This window comes from Rhodovulum marinum (assembly GCF_004343075.1).
In the GTDB taxonomy this organism is placed as follows: Bacteria; Pseudomonadota; Alphaproteobacteria; order Rhodobacterales; family Rhodobacteraceae; genus Rhodovulum; species Rhodovulum marinum.
Genome location: NZ_SLXP01000019.1, coordinates 15,679 through 32,181, shown reverse-complemented (window position 1 = coordinate 32,181; position 16,503 = coordinate 15,679). Strand labels below are relative to the sequence as shown.

General features: G+C 69.8%; 14 protein-coding genes. 4 read left to right on the top strand and 10 right to left on the bottom strand.

Annotated features, from left to right (window positions below; translation table 11 throughout):
• The 4 genes from EV662_RS18265 to EV662_RS18250 are packed head-to-tail and all read right to left on the bottom strand — an operon-like array spanning window position 1 to window position 6,690.
• A complete protein-coding gene (locus EV662_RS18265; protein ID WP_132465967.1) occupies window positions 1-2,052 on the bottom strand; it encodes a glutamine amidotransferase in 2,052 nt (683 codons plus the stop codon).
• Entirely contained in the window at window positions 2,049-4,811 is a 2,763-nt protein-coding gene (locus EV662_RS18260) for a DUF4159 domain-containing protein (RefSeq protein ID WP_132465964.1), read from the bottom strand. The genes EV662_RS18265 and EV662_RS18260 overlap by 4 nt, the downstream gene beginning before the upstream one ends.
• Window positions 4,811-5,686, bottom strand: a complete 876-nt coding sequence (locus EV662_RS18255) for a DUF58 domain-containing protein (protein WP_132465961.1) — start codon at window positions 5,684-5,686, stop codon at window positions 4,811-4,813. The genes EV662_RS18260 and EV662_RS18255 overlap by 1 nt, the downstream gene beginning before the upstream one ends.
• Window positions 5,683-6,690, bottom strand: coding sequence for an AAA family ATPase (locus EV662_RS18250; protein WP_132465958.1), 1,008 nt, complete (start codon window positions 6,688-6,690; stop codon window positions 5,683-5,685). Before EV662_RS18250 ends, EV662_RS18255 begins: the two co-directional genes overlap by 4 nt.
• 84 nt (window positions 6,691-6,774) lie before the next feature.
• Here EV662_RS18250 and EV662_RS18245 point away from each other — a divergent pair, with 84 nt between their 5' ends.
• Together EV662_RS18245 and EV662_RS18240 are read left to right on the top strand one after the other, a co-directional pair.
• Window positions 6,775-7,353 (top strand): DUF1285 domain-containing protein, encoded by a 579-nt coding sequence (locus EV662_RS18245; RefSeq protein WP_243695903.1) that lies wholly within the window; start codon window positions 6,775-6,777, stop codon window positions 7,351-7,353.
• 6 nt (window positions 7,354-7,359) lie between these two features.
• Complete coding sequence (locus EV662_RS18240) at window positions 7,360-8,133, top strand: hydroxypyruvate isomerase family protein (RefSeq protein WP_132465952.1); 774 nt, start codon at window positions 7,360-7,362, stop codon at window positions 8,131-8,133.
• A 123-nt stretch (window positions 8,134-8,256) separates the two neighbouring features.
• Here EV662_RS18240 and polA read toward each other — a convergent pair whose 3' ends face one another.
• From polA to EV662_RS18220, 4 genes are read right to left on the bottom strand one after another with little or no spacing between them, the layout of a single operon-like run.
• Window positions 8,257-11,070 carry a DNA polymerase I gene (polA, locus tag EV662_RS18235; protein WP_132465949.1) on the bottom strand — a complete coding sequence of 938 codons (2,814 nt, stop codon included), beginning with the start codon at window positions 11,068-11,070 and terminating at the stop codon, window positions 8,257-8,259.
• A gap of 59 nt (window positions 11,071-11,129) precedes the next feature.
• Complete coding sequence (locus tag EV662_RS18230; RefSeq protein ID WP_132465946.1) at window positions 11,130-11,903, bottom strand: DsbA family protein; 774 nt, start codon at window positions 11,901-11,903, stop codon at window positions 11,130-11,132.
• A 3-nt stretch (window positions 11,904-11,906) separates the two neighbouring features.
• Complete coding sequence (locus EV662_RS18225; protein WP_132465943.1) at window positions 11,907-12,716, bottom strand: alpha/beta fold hydrolase; 810 nt, start codon at window positions 12,714-12,716, stop codon at window positions 11,907-11,909.
• A complete protein-coding gene (locus EV662_RS18220) occupies window positions 12,716-12,916 on the bottom strand; it encodes a zinc-finger domain-containing protein (RefSeq protein WP_243695902.1) in 201 nt (66 codons plus the stop codon). Before EV662_RS18220 ends, EV662_RS18225 begins: the two co-directional genes overlap by 1 nt.
• A 98-nt stretch (window positions 12,917-13,014) precedes the next feature.
• On the opposite strand from EV662_RS18220, the gene EV662_RS18215 reads away from it, so the two are divergent.
• Window positions 13,015-13,959, top strand: coding sequence for an ABC transporter ATP-binding protein (locus EV662_RS18215; protein WP_132465940.1), 945 nt, complete (start codon window positions 13,015-13,017; stop codon window positions 13,957-13,959).
• Complete coding sequence (locus EV662_RS18210) at window positions 13,956-14,507, top strand: pseudouridine synthase (protein WP_132465937.1); 552 nt, start codon at window positions 13,956-13,958, stop codon at window positions 14,505-14,507. Before EV662_RS18215 ends, EV662_RS18210 begins: the two co-directional genes overlap by 4 nt.
• 14 nt (window positions 14,508-14,521) lie before the next feature.
• Here the strand turns inward: EV662_RS18210 and EV662_RS18205 are convergent, their stop codons facing one another.
• Window positions 14,522-14,902, bottom strand: coding sequence for an HIT domain-containing protein (locus EV662_RS18205; RefSeq protein ID WP_132465934.1), 381 nt, complete (start codon window positions 14,900-14,902; stop codon window positions 14,522-14,524).
• 9 nt (window positions 14,903-14,911) lie between these two features.
• The gene (locus EV662_RS18200) at window positions 14,912-16,489 is read right to left on the bottom strand and encodes a DUF5928 domain-containing protein (RefSeq protein WP_132465931.1); all 1,578 of its coding nucleotides are present in this window, start codon (window positions 16,487-16,489) and stop codon (window positions 14,912-14,914) included.
• Between the last annotated feature and the right edge of the window lie 14 nt (window positions 16,490-16,503).

The window sequence follows — 16,503 nt, the reverse complement described above, 5'->3', positions numbered from 1 at the left end:
TTATCGCCGCCCTTCGCGCAGCCAGGCGCCCAGGCTGAGCGCGGCGGCCAGCAGCAGGAAGGCCCAGGCCGGCGCCAGTGGCGTGATGGTGACATCCGCCGTCAGGTAGGCGCCGCGGGGCGTGATCCCGATCCAGCCGCGGCCGGCGGCGAGGCGCCCCTCGCGCACGGTGCGGAGATCGGGAAGACCCGCGTGAAGCGGCAGGATGCCGCCGCGCGTCGCGGAGACCGCCGGGTCCAGCCGGGCGCCGCTGGCGATCGTTTCCTCGAATTCGCGCGGCGCGGCGGGGCCCAGTGCGATCACGGTTTCCATGTCGTCGTCGGCCAGCCGGTACAGGCCGATTTCGGGGCCGTCATAGGTGGCCTGGAACCGGCCCGGCACGGTTTCCTCGAGCGTCAGCGTGTCGGTCTGGCCATCGGGGCGGGTGATCCGGACGCTGCGACCGTCCTGGGCGAGCGAGCGGCGGGTGATGGTCATGGTCTGGCCCTCGGCCTCGGCGCTGAGGGCCTCTTCCTCGAGCTCGGGTTCCTTCATCATCCAGTGGGCCAGCCGGCGCAGCAGTTCCAGCTGCGGCCCGCCGCCCTCGAAGCCGCGGTTCCAGAGCCAGGCGTGGTCGGAGGCCAGCAGCGCCACGCGCCCCTCGCCCACCCGGTCGAGCACCAGCAGCGGGCGGTCGCCCGTGCCGGTCATCACCACCTGCCCGCGGGTCGCCTGGACGTCGATCAGCCGGAACCAGCGGCCCCAGTCGCCGTCATGTTCGGCCTTCAGCCCCTCGGTGACGGGGTGGCGCTGGCCGAGGTCGGTGACGGTGGGCCGGTAGCCTTCCTCGATCACGCGGGCGGTGGGTTCGGCGGGCAGGATCTCGGCCAGGGGCGAGCGGTAGATCGAGTCGGCGCTGGCGAAATCGGGACCGGCGGCGATCAGCACCGCGCCGCCCTTTTCGACATAGTCGCGCACGTTGTCGAGATAGATCATCGGCAGGATACCGCGCCGCTTGTAGCGGTCGAAGATGATCAGGTCGAACTCGTCGATCTTGTCTAGGAACAGCTCGCGCGTCGGGAAGGCGATCAGGGACAGCTCGGTCACCGGCACGCCGTCATGCTTGTCCGGCGGGCGCAGGATCGTGAAATGGACGAGGTCCACCGAACTGTCGGATTTCAGGAGGTTGCGCCAGGTGCGTTCGCCCGGGTGCGGTTCGCCCGAGACCAGCAGCACGCGCAGCCGGTCGCGCACGCCGTTGATCTGGACGACGGCGGCGTTGTTGCGGTCGGTCAGTTCGCCCGCCTCGCCGGCGACCGAGAACTGGATCACGTTGCGGCCCGCGTGTTCCAGGATCACCGGCAGTTCGAGATCGCGGTTCAGCGGCACGGTGTAGGTCTGCGGCGCGCCGCCGTCGATGGCCAGCGTCACGCGGGTGGTTTCGCCCATTTCGGCGGGCACGGCGCCCTGGTCCTCGATCCGCAGGGTCAGGGTGAATTCCTCGCCCAGGATGGCGAAGGCGGGGGCGTTCTTGACCACCAGCCGGCGGTCCCAGTCGTCTTGTTGCCCGGTGAGCAGGGCATGGAGCGGCGCGGGAAGGGCGGGGGCGCGGTCGAGGTCGTGCAACTGGCCGTCGGTCAGCAGGATGGCGCCCGCGAGCCGCGCACGCGGCACCTCGGCCAGCGCCTCGGCCAGCGCGGTCATCAGGAGGGTGCCCTCGTTGCCCTGGCCGTCGCCCAGCCGGACGATGCGCAGTTCGGTATTGTCCAGCGCGGCGACCTCGGATTCGACGCGGGCGATGGCCCGGGCGACCTGGTCGGGGCGATCCGAAAGCCGCTGGCTGGCGCTTTCGTCGACCACCAGAACCACGATGTCGGAGAGCGGCGCGCGGTCCTCGGTCTGCAGGGAGGGGTTGGCGATGGCCGCGAGGATGGCGGCGGCGGCAAGCCCGCGGAGCCACCAGCCGCCCAGCCCGCGCCACAGCGCGAAACCGGTAAACGCCACGGCCGCGGCCACAAGCGCCCAGAGCACGGCCCAGGGCAGAAGCGGGTCGAAGATGATCTCGCCGGTCATTGGCCCAACCTGTCGAGCAGCGCGGGCACGTGGACCTGGTCGGATTTGTAGTTGCCGGTCAGCACGTGCATGATGAGGTTGATCCCGAAGCGATAGGCGATTTCGCGTTGCCGTTCGCCCGCATAGCCGCGGCCCACGGGGAACATCGCCGCCCCTTGCGCATCCACCGCCCAGGCCGCCGCCCAGTCGTTGCCGCCGATCACCACCGGCGTCACCCCGTCATTGAGGTCGCGGAAGGGCATACCCTCGGCGCGCTCGGCATCGGGGGGGGCGGCCTCGACCCAGATATCGCGGCTGGCATGGCGGCCGGGGAAATCCTGCAACAGGTAGAAGGTGCGGGTCAGGACATGGTCGGCGGGCACGGGTTCCAGGGGCGGCACGTCCAGCGGGCGGGCCAGTTGTTGCAGCCGCCGCCCCTCGGGCGAGCCGCCGCCGAAACGCGCCACGTCCGCGTCGCGGGTGTCGAACAGGATCATGCCGCCGGTGCGCAGGTAACGGTTGAGCCTGGCATACGCCTCGGGCGAGGGCTGCGGCTGGCTGGCGGTCACGGGCCAGTAGAGGAAGGGAAAGAACGACAGCTCGTCGGTTTCGAGGTTCACCGCGATGGGGGCGGCGGGTTCGATCGAGGTGCGCTGGAACAGTTTCTCGGACAGGCCCACCAGCCCCGCGCGGGCCACATCGTCGATGCGCGCGTCGCCGGTGACGACATGGGCCAGCACGACCTCGGACGTGGCCTTGAGGGCAAGGGCGTCATCGGTGTCCTGCGCATGGGCGTCGATGGGCAGCATCAGGGCGAGGACCAGCACCGCCGCGGCGCCCGAGCGTTGCCCCCGGAGTCGCCCAGAGAGCCAGAGCGAGGCGAGGATATCGGCGGCCAGAAGCGCCAGCGCGGCGGTCAGGAGCCAGCCCTTGAGCAGGGTTTCACGCGCGACGGCCAGCCCCTCTACGGGGATGCGGGCGGGCCAGGCGGTGGCGGCGATCCGGGTGTCGGGGCCGATCACGTTGAGGGCCAGCCGACGGTCCTCTCCGGCGTAAAGGCCGGGGGGCAGGTCGGGGGCGGGGCGCGCGTCGGCCAGTTTCTCGCCCGGCACACCGGGCAGGGTGCCCGCGTCGCCGACCTCGCCGAAGGCATCCAGCACGGTTTCGGCGACCCAGGTGGTGCCCTGCAATTCCGCCGCCTCGGGGCGCGCGGGGCGGGTGGAGACGGCGAGGCGTTCCAGCATCTGCACGAACAGCCCCGAAAGCGGCAGGGTGGACCATTCGGCGTTCGCGGTGACGTGGAACAGCACCACCTGCCCCTCGCCCAGCTTCTTGCGGGTGACAAGGGGCGTGCCATCGGTCAGCGCCGCGATGGAGCGTTCGGCCAGTTGCGGGTCGGGCTGGGCCATGACCTGGGCATTCACCCGCACGTCGGGCGGCAGGTCGAGACCGAAGAAGGGCGAGGTTTCGGCGAAGGGGCGCAGTTCCTTCGGCTCGCCCCAGCTCATCGCGCCGCCGACCGTGCGCCCGCCCGCGCGCAGGCGCACGGGCATCAGGGGGTCTTCGGCGTCGCGGCTGACATCGGAGGCGGCCAGGCGCGGCCCGGCGAAACGGACCAGAAGGCCGCCCTTTTCCACCCAGTCCTGCAGTTCCGCCGCCTCGGCCGCCGACAACGTGGCGACGTCGGCCAGCACGATCACGTCGGGGCTGGCCAGGATGATGTCCGACAGCGTGCCGTCGAGCAGGTCGGCGGTGGGTTCCAGCGCCTTTTGCAGGTAGAAGAGCGGCGAGAGCAGTTGCAGCCCCTCGCGGTTGTCGCGGCCCGCGATCAGGGCGACCTCGCGGCGTTTCAGGCTGTCATCGGTAAGCGTGACGGCCCCGGCCGACCGCACGCCCTCGACCGAAAAGCGGCTGATCCGGTTGCGCAGCTCGGGGGGCAGGACCAGGTCGGTTTCAAGGCTGGTCTCCCCGGGTTCGAAGGTCGCGGGGACGCGGGCCAGCACCCGTTCGATGCCCGCCGGGTCGCGGCCGGTGGCGGCCAGCGTGACCTCGGACGCCTCGCCCGCCCGGGCGCGCAGGGCGGTCAGGCGGATCGCGCCGTCCTCGAACGCGGCGGGGCGCAGGGCGAGCACGGGGCGGGGGCTTTCGAAGACGCGCACCGTGCCCGCGGCGCTGAACGCGGCCAACACGTCGTCGCGCCCCTCGTAGTCCAGCCCGCCCGACATCCAGAACGTATCGAACCCGCCGTCCAGCCCCCGGGCCCAGTCGCCCAGCGCCTGCGGGTCGGGCAGCCAGGGTTGCGGTTTCAGCCCGGCCAGGCGGCTGGCCCAGGCCTCGGCTGCCTGGAAGGGCAGGCCCGCCTCGGGCAGGTCGGTGGCCATCACCACGGCCACGGGGCGGCCATCGCGCCCGGCCTCTTCCAGCAGGGCCTCGACCCGGTCGATCCGGCGCGGCCAGTCGCGGGCATCGGCCCATGTGCCGTCTATGAAGACCAGCAACGGCCCGGTGCCGGGCTGGCGGTCCTCCGGGTTCAGCACCGGCCCGGCGAACCCCACGATCAGCGCGGCCACGGCCAGCATCCGCAAAAGCAGCAGCCACCAGGGCGTCTTGTCGGTCTGGGTCTCGTCATCGGTCAGGCCCAGAAGCAGCGCCACGCCCGGAAAGCGCCGCCGGATCGGCGCGGGCGGCACCGCGCGCAGCAACAGCCACAGCGCGGGCAGCGCGACCAGCGCCCACAAGAGCGCGGGGGCGGTGAAGCCTATGGCGCCCACGGTCCACATCAGCGCACCCGCTCCAGCGCGCGATAGAGCCACAACAGCGCGCCCTGCGCCCCCTCGCCGGTGTGGTGGGTCGAATAGTGCCAGCCGGTCGCGCGTGCCAGGTCGGCCAGGCGCGCCTTGCGTTCGGCCAGCCGGGCCAGATAGCGGCCGCGCAGGTCGCCCGCCTTGAGCGTTTCGTGGCGCAGGCTGCCGCCCATGCTTTCGAAGATGGTGCGCCCGTCATAGGGGAACGCCTCTTCGGCGGGGTCGAGAACCTGCACCAGCGCGCCCTTGATGTCGCGGTCGGCGGCCTCGGTCAGCGCCTTTTCGACGGGGGCGAGATCGCCCAGGAAATCCGACAGGAACACCGCGCGGGAATGGGGCGCCATGCCGCGCGCATCGGGCGCGCCGTAATCGGCCGTGCCCTGCGCCCCGGAGAGAACCTCGGCCATGCGCAACAGTTGCAGCGGCCCGCGCCGGGGCGGCAGGCCGGTGCCCGACAGGCCCACACGTTCGCCGCCGCGGGTCAGGAGCACCGCCACGGCCAGCGCCAGCACCCGCGCCCGCTCGGCCTTGGTGGGGTGGGTCTTGTCGCCGGAAAAGCCCATCGAGGCGGAATCGTCCACCCAGATCAGCACGCTTTGCGCGGCCTGCCATTCCTTTTCCCGCACGAAATGGGCATCCGACCGCGCCGACCGGCGCCAGTCGATCATCCGCGCCTCGTCGCCCGCATGGGCGGGCCGGTATTGCCAGAACTCGTCGCCAAGCCCCGCGCGCCGCCGCCCGTGTTCGCCCAGGATGACGGCCTGCGCCAAGTGCTCGGCATCCGCCAGAAGCGGCGGGAGCGCCTCGGCCAGGCCCTCGGCGCGGGCGCGCAGGGTGGCGGGATCGCTCACGCGGCGGCCTCGACCCGGACGACGTCGCGCGCGACGGCCTCGATCACGTCGGACAGGTGTTCGCCCCGCGCCCGCGCCGCGAAGCTGAGCGCCATGCGGTGGGTCAGAACGGGGGCGGCCATCTTGATGACGTCATCGGCGGACGGCACCAGCCGCCCTTCCAGCAGCGCCTGCGCGCGCACCGTCAGCATCAGCGCCTGCGCCGCGCGCGGGCCGGGACCCCAGGCGACCGTGTCGCGCACGATCTGGGGCGCCTCGGCCTCGCCCGGGCGGCAGGCCCGCACGAGATCCAGGATCAGTTCCACCACCGCCTCGCCCACCGGCATCCGGCGCACGATCTTCTGCGCGGCGATCAATTGCTCGGCGGTGAAGACGGCATGGGCCTGTTCTTCCTCGACGCCGGTGGTGGCGATCAGGATGTCATGTTCGGTCTTGCGGTCGGGATAGGGCACGTCGATCTGCACCAGGAAGCGGTCAAGCTGGGCCTCGGGCAGGGGATAGGTGCCCTCCTGCTCGATCGGGTTCTGGGTCGCCAGCACGTGGAAGGGCGGCGTCAGGGGGTGCGCTTCGCCCGCGATGGTCACGGATTTCTCCTGCATCGCCTGCAACAGCGCGGATTGCGTGCGCGGCGAGGCGCGGTTGATCTCGTCGGCCATCAGAAGCTGGCAGAAGATCGGCCCCTCGATGAAACGGAAGGCGCGGCTGCCATCCTCGCCGGTTTCCAGCACCTCGGAGCCGAGGATATCGGCGGGCATCAGGTCGGGGGTGAACTGGATGCGCGCGCCGTTCAGCCCCATCACGGTGGACAGCGTGTCGACCAGCCGCGTCTTGCCCAGCCCCGGCAGCCCGATCAACAGCGCATGCCCGCCGCACAACAGCGCCGAAAGCGTCAGGTCCACGACGCGTTCCTGTCCGATGAACCGCTTGGTGATGCTGCCCTTGGCCTCGGCCAGCCGGGCGCCCAGCGCCTCGATATCGGCCACCAGCTGGGTGTCTTCGGACATGACATCTCTCCCTTCGGTCATATATGGGACTAGTATCGACACATATCGCGCGCGCCACAAATGGCAAAAACCAAGGCGGCACAAATGATCGTGAAACCCGACGCAGACAGGCTGGCCGAAACCGCCCGCGCGGCGGCCGCGGGCGGCAAACTACCCCCGGTTGATTCGTGGAACCCGCCGTTTTGCGGCGACCTGGACATGCGGATCGCGCGGGACGGGACGTGGTTCTACCTGGGCACGCCGATCGGCAGGGCGCCGCTGGTGCGGTTGTTCTCGACCATCCTGAAACGCGAGGGCGAGCGGTATTTCCTGGTCACGCCGGTGGAAAAGGTGGGAATCACCGTGGACGACGTGCCCTTCGTCGCGGTCGATTTCGAGCGCGCGGGCGCGGGGGCGGACCAGGTTCTGACCTTTACCACCAATGTCGGCGACCGGGTGGCGGCGGGGCCCGGGCACCCGATCCGGGTGGAGCGCGACCCCGAGACCGGGGAACCGGCACCCTACGTGCTGGTGCGGCGCAACCTGGAGGCGCGGATCGACCGCAAGAGTTTCTACCGGCTGGTCGATATCGGCACGCACAAGATGCACGCGGGCGAGACGTGGTTCGGCCTGTGGTCGGGCGGGGCGTTCTTCCCCGTGATCCCGGCGGCCGAACTGCCCTGAGCGCCCATGCCCCGGTTCTGTGCCAACCTGGACTTCCTGTTCACCGAACGGCCGTTCCTGGACCGGTTCGCCGCGGCGCGGGCGGCGGGATTCGAGGCGGTGGAGATCCTGTTTCCCTATGACCACGACCCGGCCGAGATCGCCGCGCGGCTGGCGGGCGAGGGGCTGCAGCTGGCCCTGATCAACACGCCGGCGGGCGACTGGGCGGCGGGCGAGCGGGGGTTCGCGGCCCTGCCCGGACAGGCCGCGCGGTTCCGCGAGGGCGTGCGGCGGGCCACCGATCTGGCCGCGCGGCTGGGGGCGGCGCAGGTCCACCTGCTGGCCGGGTGCGCCGCCGGGGCGGAGGCGCGGCAGACCTATCTGGGGAACGTCGCATGGGCCGCCGACAGCGCACCCGCGCAAAGTTTCACGATCGAGCCGATCAACCCGTTCGACATGCCCGGTTATTTCCTGGCGCGTTTCGACGACGCGGCAAAGATTCTCGACACGCTGGCCCGGCCCAACCTGCACCTGCAATTCGACGCCTACCACGCGCAGCGGATCGCGGGCGACGTCATGGGCCTTTGGGCGCGGATGGGGGCACGCGCGGCGCATGTGCAGGTCGCGGCAGCCCCCGCGCGCGATGACCCCGACCGGGGCGCGATCGACTACCCGGCGTTCTTCGCGCGGCTGGACACGGACGGCTATGCGGGCTGGGTCAGCGGCGAATACCGCCCGCGGGGCCGCACCGAAGACGGGCTGGGCTGGATCGCGCCCGCCCCCGCCGCCCCGGCCGGCTAGGCGACGCGTTCAACGCGGATTCCGGCGGATCGGCCCTTTTTCTTGGCCCAAATACTCAGATCCCGCCCTAACCGCGGCGCGGGGTATCGGGCCCGGGCCCGCGCCCTGCCCCTGGCGCCCCCCTCAATGCGCCTCGGCCCAGTTCGCCCCCTGCCCCGCATCCACCACCAGCGGCACGTCGAGTGCGACCGCGGGCAGCGCGGCGCGCTCCATCACCTTGCGCACGGCCTTTATGGTGTCGGCCTCGGCGCCCTTGTCCACCTCGAAGATCAGTTCGTCATGCACCTGCAACAGCATCTTCGCCGGCAGATCGGCGATCGCGTCGGGCATGCGGATCATCGCGCGGCGGATGATATCGGCCGCCGTGCCCTGGATCGGCGCGTTGATCGCGGCACGTTTCGCAAAGCCCGCCTGCGGCCCCTTGGCGCCGATCTCGGGCGTGTGGATCCTGCGCCCGAACAGGGTCTGGACGTAACCGCGATCCTTGGCGAAGGCGACGGTCGCATCCATGTAATCCTTGATGCCGGGGAAGCGCTCGAAATAGCGGTCGATGAAGCCCTGCGCCTCGGCCCGCGGAATGCGCAGGTTGCGGGCAAGGCCAAAGCCGGAAATGCCGTAGATCACCCCGAAATTGATCGCCTTGGCCCGGCGGCGGATTTCCGGGGTCATCTGGTCCATCGGCACGTCGAACATTTCCGACGCGGTCATCGCGTGGATGTCCTGGCCGTCGCGGAAGGCCTGTTTCAGGGCGTCGATGCCCGCGACATGGGCGAGAATCCGCAGCTCGATCTGGGAATAGTCGAGGGAGACCAGAACCTTGCCGTCCTCGGCGACGAAGGCCTCGCGGATGCGCCGGCCTTCCTCGGTGCGGACGGGGATGTTCTGCAGGTTCGGGTCGGTCGAGGCCAGCCGCCCGGTCACCGCGCCGGTGATGACGTAAGAGGTATGCACGCGGCCCGTGTCGGGGTTGATGTGGTCCTGCAGCGCGTCGGTATAGGTGGATTTCAGCTTGGAAAGCTGGCGCCAGTCCAGCACGCGGGCGGGCAGGTCGTGGCCCTCGGCGGCCAGGTCCTCCAGCACGTCGGCGCCGGTGGCATAGGCGCCGGTCTTGCCCTTCTTGCCGCCGGGAAGGCTCATCTTGTCGAACAGGATTTCGCCAAGCTGCTTGGGGCTGCCGACGTTGAAGGTTTCCCCGGCAAGTTCGTGGATCTCGGCCTCCAGCCCCGCCATTTTCTGGGCAAACGCGTTCGACATACGGCTGAGCGTGTCGCGGTCGACCTTGATGCCGGTCATCTCCATCTGCGCCAGAACGGGGACCAGCGGGCGTTCAAGCGTTTCGTAGACGGTCGTGACCTTGCGCTGGTGCAGCTGGGGTTTGAACAGGTGCGCCAGGCGCAGGGTGATGTCGGCGTCCTCGGCGGCGTATTTCACCGCCTCGTCGATGGGCACGCGGTCGAAGGTGATCGCGGATTTGCCCGAGCCGATCAGGTCCTTGATCGGGATCGGGTCGTGGGACAGGTAGCGTTCGGACAGGGCGTCCATCGAATGGCCATGCAGGCCCGCGTTCATCGCGTAGGACATCAGCATGGTGTCGTCGATGGGGGCGATGTCGATGCCGTAGCGGGCCAGAACCTTGGCGTCGTATTTCATGTTCTGGCCGATCTTCATCACCGCCGGGTCTTGCAACAGCGGTTTCAGCATCTCCAGCGCCTGGTTCAGCGGCATCTGCCCCTCGGCCAGCGCGTCGCTGCCGAACAGGTCATCCCCCGCGCCGCGATGGCCCAGCGGGATGTAGCAGGCCGCGCCCGGTTCCACCGCCAGAGAAATGCCCACGAGGTCACAGCGCATCTCGTCCAACCCGGTGGTTTCGGTATCGACGGCGACCCAGCCGCGGGCATTCGCGCGGTCGATCCATGCCTGAAGGGCCGCGGCGTCGCGGACGCATTCGTAATTGTCAGGCGTGAAGGGCAGGGTCGACGGCGCGGCGGGTTCGTCGGCGGGGTTGGCCCCGGCCGGGTTGGTATCGGCGATGACCGGCGGCTCGACCCCCAGGCCATCCGCGATGCGCTTGGTGAGCGTGCGGAATTCCATCTGCGTCAGGAAGCCCAGCAGGGTTTCCGCGTCGGGCTCCTTCACCTCGAGGTCGTCCAGCGTGAAATCCAGCGGCGTGGCCGCGTCCAGCGTCACCAGTTTCTTGGACAGTTCGATCTGCGCGCGGTTCTCGATCAGGGTCTGGCGGCGCTTGGGCTGCTTGATCTCTTCGGCCCGGTCCAGAAGGGTTTCCAGGTCGCCATAGTCCTGGATCAACAGCGCGGCGGTCTTGATGCCGATCCCCGGTGCGCCGGGGATGTTGTCGACGGAATCGCCGGCCAGCGCCTGCACGTCGACCACGCGATCGGGGCCCACGCCGAATTTCTGCTCGACCTCCTCGACGCCGATGCGACGGTTCTTCATCGCGTCCAGCATCTCGACGCCATTGCCCACCAGCTGCATCAGGTCCTTGTCGGAACTGATGATCGTCACGCGGCCGCCTGCCTCGACCGCCTGGCGGGTCAGGGTGGCGATGATGTCGTCGGCCTCATAGCCCTCTTTCTCGATGCAGGCGATGTTGAAGGCGCGGGTCGCCTCGCGGGTCAGCGGGATCTGCGGGCGCAGGTCCTCGGGCATCGCGTCGCGGTTGGCCTTGTATTGATCGTAAAGGTCGTTGCGGAAGGTGTGGCTGCCCTTGTCGAACACCACCGCGACATGGGTCGGCGCATCGGGGCCGGCGTTATCCTCGACATATTTGTGGATCATGTTGCAGAAGCCCGAGACCGCGCCCACCGGCAGCCCGTCGGATTTCCGCGTCAGCGGGGGCAGCGCGTGGAAGGCCCGGAAGATGAAGGCCGATCCGTCGATCAGATGCAGATGGCAGCCCTTGCCGAACGTCCCGCTCATGTTCGCCCCCTTCGCTGTGCGCCCCCGGTTTGCCACGAAGCGGCGGCCGCTTCCAGTCGTCAGGCGCAGGGGGCGGTCGCGGCCTCGGACGCCTCGAGCGCGATCAGGCGGTCCAGGTCGGCGGCCGCGATCCGGCCCAGGACGGCGGTGCGCCCGATCACCAGCGCGGGCGTGCCCGGAAAGCCGAACAGATCGGCAAGGCCGCGGCTGACGGCAAGGCGGTCGTCCACCCGGGGGGCGGTCATGTCGGCCAGCAGGCGGTCGGGGTCGATGCCGGTTTCCCCGGCAAGCCGGCGCAGCGCGGCGGGCGTCGGCACCAGCCGCGTGCCCGACAGACGCGCATGGACGGCAGCGCCCGCGCCCTGCGCCTCGGCGGCGATGGCCGCGCGGGCCGCGATGACCGAGGTTTCGCCCAGCAGCGGCAACGGGTGCCAGGCCAGCCGGATCGCGGGGGCCGCGCCCCCGGCGCGGTCCAGCAGAAGCGGCGTCAGAACCCGGCACCAGGGACAGCGCACGTCGGAGAAATAGGCCACGGGCACCGGGCCGCCGCCCTGTGCGCCGCCGAACAGGGCGGTGCAGGGATCGGCGCGCAACGCGTCCAGCCCCGGCCCCGGGGCGCGCGGCGCGTCGGGGTCGAGCCCGATCAGCAGCGGCGGCGCGGCGGTGACATCGCCCCGCGCGATCCGGCGAAAGCCGGGCAGGCCGGGGATATCCTGGAAGGGGAACGCGGGCGGGAAGGCGCGGCGCACAAGACCCGGCCCGCGAGCCAGCGCGAGATAGGCCAGCGCGATGCCCCCCAGCCAAAGCAGATTGCGGCGTGCCCGGTTCGCCATGGCTCAGCCGAAAAAGTCCAGCGCGGCGGCGAGGATCGCCTCGGGCGCATCCTCTTGCACCAGGTGGCCCGCGCCCGGCACCCGCACCAGGCGGCAGCCGGGCAGGGTTTGGGCAAGGCGGTCGCCGGTCACGACGGGAATCCAGCCGTCCTGTTCGCCCCAGAGCAGCCGGACGGGGCAGCGCAGCGACGGGTAAAGCGGTTCGGCCTCGTCGGTGAAGGCCATGTCCATCTGGGCGATCTGCCGGTAAAAGGCCGCCTGCCCCGCCGCGCCCAGCCAGGGCGCAAGGTAAGGGGCAAGTGCGGCGTCGGTTAGCCCCGCGTGGCTGGCCGTGCGGAGATAGGCCGCCAGCATCGCCCGGTGCATATCTTCCGGCAGCCCGGCAAAGGCGGCCTCGTGGTGGCGGACATGGGCGACGAAGGGGCTGCCCCAGGGGCGCAGCGCCACCGGGTCGATCAAGAGCAGCCGGTCATAGTCGAGCCCGTCCAGCAGGTGTGCGCGCAGTGCCGTCGCGCCGCCGAAATCATGGGCGATCACGCCGGGGGCATCCAGTTGCCAATGGGCGAACAGCCCCGCCAGAACCCCGTTCTGCACGCCCAGCGACACGTCGCCCGCGGGCTTGGCCGAGGCACCATAGCCCAGAAGGTCGTACATGTAGACGGTGTGGCGCACCGCCAGCACCGGCGCGATGCGGTGCCAGGCATGGGACGAGAACGGCGTGCCGTGGATCAGCACAAGCGCCGGCCCCTGCCCCATCACGCGGGTGGCGATCTCCTGGCCGTCGATCCGAACCGGGACCGGCGCGGGCAGCATCAGGTGGCCTTGTCGGCGAAACTTTCGTGGATGAACCGCTTGTCGCAATAGCCGCATTCGACCACGCCGGTGTCGCGCGGGATCTGCAGCCAGACCCGCGGATGGCCCAGCGCCGGGCCGGAGCCATCACAGGCCACGCGCCAGGTGCTGACGATCTCGGTCTCGGGGGCGTCGGGCATTTCGGGGGCGTCTGGGGTCATGGCAGGGGCTCCACGCGTTGCGGGGGCGACGGGGTCGCCTTAGATCGGGGGGCATGATAGCGATGGACCCGCGACGGGCAAGCGGCAGAGGCAGGGAAATGGGCGGAAACGCGATCGAGATCGAGGGCTTGCGAAAGACCTATGCCGCAAGCGGCAGCCAACCGCCCAAGGAGGCGCTGAAGGGCGTCGACCTGGATATCCCGGCGGGGTCGATCTTTGGCCTGCTTGGGCCGAACGGCGCGGGCAAGTCGACGCTGATCAACATCCTGGCCGGGCTGGTACTGAAGACCAGCGGGCGCGTGCGGATCTGGGGGTTCGACCAGGACGTGAACCCGCGGCAATCGCGGGCGTCCATCGGGGTGATGCCGCAGGAATTGAACATCGACCCGTTCTTTACCCCGCGCGCCGCGCTGGAGGTGCAGGCGGGGCTGTATGGCGTGCCGAAATCGCAGCGCATCACCGACCGGGTCCTGAAGGCGATCGGGCTGGAGGACAAGGCGGATGCCTATGCGCGCAACCTGTCGGGGGGGATGCGGCGGCGGCTGCTCTTGGGCAAGGCGCTGGTGCATCGCCCGCAGGTTCTGGTGCTGGACGAGCCCACGGCGGGGGTGGATATCGAGCTGCGCCAGATGCTGTGGACCAATATCCGCCGCCTGAACGAGGAAATGGGCACCACGATCATCCTGACCACCCATTACCTGGAAGAGGCCGAGCAGATGTGCGAGGAAATCGCGATCATCAACAACGGCGAGGTGATCGCGCGGGATTCCACCGCCGCGCTGGTCGGCCGGATGGACGCGAAGACGCTGGTGATCCATCCCGACGATCCGGTGACGGACCTGCCCGAGATGCCGGGCGGCGTGGACACCTGCCAGCGGCGCGACGGGGCGCTGTGTTTCACCTATCGGCGGCGGGAAATTCCCACCGGGGCGGTGATCGAGGCGGTGCGCGCGGCGGGCATCACGATCCGCGACATCGCCACCCAGGAACCCGACCTGGAAGACGTGTTCGTCGAACTGACCTCGTCCAAGGGCGCGGCGTGAGCCGGGTGATCCTGTTCAACAAGCCCTGGGGGGTCTTGTCGCAATTCACCGATGACGGCCCGCCCCGGCCCGACCGCCGCACCCTGGCCGAGTTCATCGACATCCCCGGCGTCTATCCCGCCGGGCGGCTGGACCGCGACAGCGAGGGGTTGCTGGTGCTGACCGATGACGGGCGGCTGCAGGCGCGCATCGCCAACCCGCGCAACAAGATGGCGAAAACCTACTGGGTGCAGGTCGAGGGCCTCCCCAGCGACGCGGCGCTGGAGGCGCTGCGGGGGGGCGTCACGCTTAAGGACGGGCCCACGCGCCCCGCGAAAGTGCGCCGGATCGAGGGCGCGCCCCCCGGCCTGTGGCCCCGCACCCCGCCGGTGCGGTTCCGCAAGTCGGTGCCAGATTGCTGGATCGAACTGACGATTACCGAGGGCCGCAACCGGCAGGTGCGCCGGATGACGGCCGCGGTGGGCCACCCGACGCTGCGGCTGATCCGATCCCGGGTCGGCGACTGGACGCTGGACGGGCTGGAGAGCGGGGCGTGGCGCGCGGCCTGAGCGCCGCGCGCCCCCTATCCCTTGGCCAGCATGCGCCCCAGGTTGCGCCCGGCCAGGATGTGGACATGCATGTGCGGCACCTCTTGCACACCGTGTTCGCCGGAATTGACGATCAGCCGATAGCCCTCGCCGCCCTCGCCGGGGCGGATGCCCTTCATCCGGCAGATCTCGCCCACGGTGCGGGTGAAATCGGCGATCTCGGCATCAGACGCCTCCAGCGCGAAATGGTCGTGGCAGACATAGGGCCCCTTGGGGATCACCAGCACATGCACCGGGGCCTGCGGGGCGATGTCGTTGAAGGCCAGCGTGTGTTCGGTTTCCAGCACGGTGTCGTTCGGGATCTCGCCGCGCAGGATTCTGGCGAAGATGTTCTGGTCGTCATAGGCATAGGGCATGGGGTGTCCTCAATCGTCGAAAAGATAGTCGGTCGCGGCGATCTCGCGCGCGGTGTGGGGCGGGATCGACAGGAACCCCGCCAGGGCATCGGCATTCTCGTCGGGCGGGCGGGCCTCGTCGATCCGGTAGAACCCCGGAAACTCGGCATCGCGGATGCGGTCGCTTTCGAACACCATGTCGTGACGGATCGTCGGCAGCAACCGGTCCAGCACCTCGGGGGGGGTGCGCGGGCCGGCCAGCCCCACCCGCTGGGCGTGGCCGGCGAGGTAGTCGTCGGAAAAGCGGCACTGGATTTCAAGCAGCCGGGTCCGTGACCGATCGGCATAGAAATCCTGCATCAGGTCGATATTGCTGGGGTCCAGACAGATCACCAGCCGGTCGGTTCCGTAATGGTCGAACAGCATCCGCATCAGTGCGCGGCGGTGGCGGGTGCGTTTTTCCAGCGTCGCCTGGATGCCGCCGAGGTCCGGCAGGTCGGTCGCCTCTTCGTTGAACAGGTAGGCGACCGCGGGCAGGCCGGTGACCGCGTGCACCCGGTCGACCAGGCGCTTGGCGACATGCCATTTCTTGCAGGTCACGATCATCAGCTCGCGTTCGCGCCCCAGGCTGGATTCGGTTTCCCAGAAGCGGGGGGCAAAGCGGCGCCCCTCGCGGCCGCGCCCGGTCAGGAACCGGTACAGGCTGCGCCCCTCGTTCGAGGGGCTGAACGCGACCCCGGTCGCGGCATAAAGCGTGCCCAGGCGCGCCTTGAGTTCGTGCGCCTCGGGCGAGATCTTGCGCGCGAACAGGAAATCCTGCGCCAGCAGCAGGTCGTAATGGTCGTTGTAGAAGGTGACCGGCATCCCGTAGTCGGAAAACATCAGGAAGGTCAGCGTGCGGGTGCGGATCTGGTCCGCGGGGACAAGGTGGCGCACCAGCGTCTGGAAGAACGTCTCGTCGGGGATCCAGGTCGTGCGGAAGAACCGCATCACGTCGGGCCGCGCACGGATGAAATCCAGCACCGCCTCGACCGTGCGGCGGCGCAGGCACCACCACTGGCTGCCGATCATCACCTGTAGGTCGGCTGGAACGCGGCGGGTCAGGCCCAGCCGCTTTTGCGCCTGAAGCGCGGCATAGAACAGCCGCTTGTTCCGTCGTTCGTTGAACAGGTGGCGATAGACCAGCCGTTCGGCCTTGAGCCCGGTCTTGATCCAGTCGGATGCGAAGAAATCGAAGCTTTCGATATAGTCGGCATCCTCGGCATCCAGGAAGGCGTGGGCGTATTCGGCCGTCTTGATCGGCATGCAATCGCCCGACAGCATGTAGAAATGCGTGGCGCGCGGGAATGCCTCTTCGGCGGCTTTCAGCGCCTGCAGCGTGGCGGCGACCAGCGACCACTCGCCCCAGCCGCATTTCACCCGGCGCCGGGCGAAGGTGACGGACGGGTTGGCGTCGAGCGCCGCGCGGATCGCCTCGTAATCGGCCCGGGGGGTGCGGGCGTCGAAATGGATCGCCACCATGTCGCCGGCCGCGGTCAGGCGTTCGGCCTGGCGAATGACCTCGTCGGGCGCCTTGTGGCACAGAAGGATATAGGCGATTCTCGCCATCTGTCGCTGCCCGT

Bases quoted from the DNA above. Each gene is read 5' to 3' on its own strand.
- EV662_RS18265 (WP_132465967.1), bottom strand. From the start codon at position 2,052: ATGACCGGCGAGATCATCTTCGACCCGCTTCTGCCCTGGGCCGTGCTC.
- EV662_RS18260 (WP_132465964.1), bottom strand. From the start codon at position 4,811: ATGTGGACCGTGGGCGCCATAGGCTTCACCGCCCCCGCGCTCTTGTGG.
- EV662_RS18250 (WP_132465958.1), bottom strand. From the start codon at position 6,690: ATGTCCGAAGACACCCAGCTGGTGGCCGATATCGAGGCGCTGGGCGCC.
- EV662_RS18245 (WP_243695903.1), top strand. From the start codon at position 6,775: ATGATCGTGAAACCCGACGCAGACAGGCTGGCCGAAACCGCCCGCGCG.
- EV662_RS18240 (WP_132465952.1), top strand. From the start codon at position 7,360: ATGCCCCGGTTCTGTGCCAACCTGGACTTCCTGTTCACCGAACGGCCG.
- polA (WP_132465949.1), bottom strand. From the start codon at position 11,070: ATGAGCGGGACGTTCGGCAAGGGCTGCCATCTGCATCTGATCGACGGA.
- EV662_RS18230 (WP_132465946.1), bottom strand. From the start codon at position 11,903: ATGGCGAACCGGGCACGCCGCAATCTGCTTTGGCTGGGGGGCATCGCG.
- EV662_RS18225 (WP_132465943.1), bottom strand. From the start codon at position 12,716: ATGCTGCCCGCGCCGGTCCCGGTTCGGATCGACGGCCAGGAGATCGCC.
- EV662_RS18220 (WP_243695902.1), bottom strand. From the start codon at position 12,916: ATGACCCCAGACGCCCCCGAAATGCCCGACGCCCCCGAGACCGAGATC.
- EV662_RS18215 (WP_132465940.1), top strand. From the start codon at position 13,015: ATGGGCGGAAACGCGATCGAGATCGAGGGCTTGCGAAAGACCTATGCC.
- EV662_RS18205 (WP_132465934.1), bottom strand. From the start codon at position 14,902: ATGCCCTATGCCTATGACGACCAGAACATCTTCGCCAGAATCCTGCGC.
- EV662_RS18200 (WP_132465931.1), bottom strand. From the start codon at position 16,489: ATGGCGAGAATCGCCTATATCCTTCTGTGCCACAAGGCGCCCGACGAG.